Below are 2,215 nucleotides of genomic sequence, written 5' to 3' on the forward strand. Positions count from 1 at the left end.
CCAGACCCTAGTCGACCACCGCGGCGACCGCCTCGATCTCCACGAGCTGGTCGGCGTAGCCGAGGACGGTGACGCCCATCAGCGTGCTGGGTACGTCGTGTTCGCCGAAGGCGTCCCGTACCACCTGCCACGCCGCCACCAGGTCCTCCTGCCGGGTCGAGGCGACGAGGACGCGCGTGCTGATCACGTCCGGCAGCGCCGCGCCGGCGTCGGCGAGTGCGGTACGCAGGTTCTCGACGGACTTCGCCGCCTGCCCGGCGAAGTCCCCGACGGCGGCGGTGGAGCCGTCCGCCTCCAGCGGGCAGGCGCCGGCGAGGAAGATCAGCCGGGCCTCGGCGGGCGCAGTGGCGGCGTAGGCGTACTCGGCGATGTCCGACAGGGACGCGGACCGGATCAGTGTGACGGCACGGGGCACGGGCACTCCCTCTGAGCTGGGGCCATGGAGCTTCGACCCTCGCAGGGACGCACCCGCGCCCGCCACCTGTTTACGAGCGGTCCCGGCAGCCGCGGGCGTCACACGGGGCAGGGGTGGTAGTGCAGGCTCAGGGCCTCGTCGACGGCCGTGCTGGTGCGGGTGGAGGCGGCGATGACCTCCGGCCAGGAGCCGTACTTGGCGTACAGCTGGTCGGCGGTCGGGCCGAGCGGGTTGCCGTACTTGGCCTGGTTGCGCTCCTCCAGGACGCGGACCTCCGCCGGCGTCATGCCGGCGCGGGTGATCTCCTTCGCCTGGTTGCGCATGTCGACGAGCTTCCTGGCGATCTCCTCGTCGGAGGCGCCGTCCGCCCGCATCCGGGCCTCGGTGCGGCGCATGTCCTCCAGGAGCCCGTGGTAGCGCATCCGCGTCTGCTGGGCCTCGACCTTCTCGCCCCACGGCAGCACCCGGATCCGGCACACGACGGGATCGGGGCTGGGGCACGGCTCGCTCTCCGGGGCGGGCGGTGCGAGCGGGGCGGTGATGACGGAGCCGCAGGCTCCTGCCGGGCAGGCGGCGGCGGGGTCCGCGGCCGGGCCCGCGAGCAGGGCGGCGGCGGTGAGGAGGGGCGCGAAGAGGAGCGTGAGGGCGCGGCGGAAGCCGGACGCGCCGCGGGGAGCGTATGCAGACATACGCGGAGTTTTGCCTCACGTACGCGTACGGCCCCGCAGGCGCACCGGCGACCACCCCGCCCGGCGGACACCCTCCTTCGGCGTCAGATCACGCCGTCGAGGTCCCTCAGCAGCCGGGCCTTCGAGCGGGCGCCGACCACCGAGCGCACGGGCTCGCCGCCCTGGAAGACGAGCAGCGTCGGCACGGCGAGGACGCCGTGGGCGACGGTCGTCTGCGGGTTGTGGTCCACGTCCAGGCGCACCGCCTTGACCCGGTCGCCCAGTTCGGCGGCGAGCGCGCCGAGGACGGGCGTGAGCTGCTTGCACGAGGGGCACCACTGGGCCGTGAACTGCACCAGCACCGGCACGTCCGCGCGCAGCACCTCCTCGGTGAACGTCTCGTCCGTGACGTACGGAACGCCGTGTGCCGCCGTCTGTGTCTGCGGTGTCGTCATGTGCCCTCTCCCGTCAGCCGCCGCACAGCGGCAGGTCCGTATCGGAACCGCCCGCTCCGCACGGCGACGGCAGCGCCTCGGCGCGCGCCAGCTGTGCGGTCAGGTGGTCGCGCGCCGATCGCAGTTCGGCCATCAGCCCGTCCAGCTCGGCGATCTTCCTGCGGTACACCGCGCGTGCGTCGGGGCACGAGTCGCCCGCCGGATGGCCGGCGCGCAGGCACTCCACGAACGGCCGCGTGTCCTCCAGCTCGAAGCCGAAGTCCTGCAGCGTGCGGATCTGCGCGACGAGCCGCAGCGCGTCGTCGCCGTACACGCGGTGGCCGTTGGCGCCGCGGTCGGCGGCGGGCAGCAGCCCGCGCGACTCGTAGTAGCGCAGGGTCCGCGTGCTGACCCCGGCTCTCTCGGCGAGTTCCCCGATGCGCATACCGCCGACGGTAGACGTTGACGCCGACGTCAGGACAAGCGCGGGCCCGGGGCCCGCGGGGCTACGCCTCCGGCCGGCGGGCGAGGACGTACGCGCGCGTCGTCTCGGGTTCCTCGGGGTAGTGGGCGCGCTCCAGCGTGGCCTCGACGTCGAAGCCGGCCGCCCGGAGCAGGACGGCGACCGCCGCCGGCTCCAGGAAGCGGAAGTCCACGTCCACCGGGTGCCCCCACCAGTCGTCCAGGTGCCGCACCTC

General features: G+C 74.0%; 4 protein-coding genes and 1 pseudogene. All 5 read right to left on the reverse strand.

Annotated elements, in window-relative coordinates:
* Positions 1-7: 7 nt before the first annotated feature.
* On the reverse strand, positions 8-415 hold the full coding sequence (locus H5J30_RS28510) for a RidA family protein (RefSeq protein ID WP_181790166.1): 408 nt from the start codon (positions 413-415) through the stop codon (positions 8-10).
* A gap of 98 nt (positions 416-513) precedes the next feature.
* Positions 514-1,104, reverse strand: coding sequence for a hypothetical protein (locus tag H5J30_RS28515; protein WP_181790167.1), 591 nt, complete (start codon positions 1,102-1,104; stop codon positions 514-516).
* Positions 1,105-1,187: 83 nt separating this feature from the next.
* Positions 1,188-1,538 (reverse strand): thioredoxin family protein, encoded by a 351-nt coding sequence (locus tag H5J30_RS28520; RefSeq protein ID WP_181790168.1) that lies wholly within the window; start codon positions 1,536-1,538, stop codon positions 1,188-1,190.
* Positions 1,539-1,551: 13 nt separating this feature from the next.
* Positions 1,552-1,962 (reverse strand): MerR family transcriptional regulator, encoded by a 411-nt coding sequence (locus tag H5J30_RS28525; RefSeq protein WP_181790169.1) that lies wholly within the window; start codon positions 1,960-1,962, stop codon positions 1,552-1,554.
* 61 nt (positions 1,963-2,023) lie between these two features.
* Positions 2,024-2,215: pseudogene (locus H5J30_RS28530) on the reverse strand (class I SAM-dependent methyltransferase); the annotation flags it as partial.

This window comes from Streptomyces phytophilus (genome assembly GCF_013870535.1).
In the GTDB taxonomy this organism is placed as follows: Bacteria; Actinomycetota; Actinomycetes; order Streptomycetales; family Streptomycetaceae; genus Streptomyces; species Streptomyces phytophilus.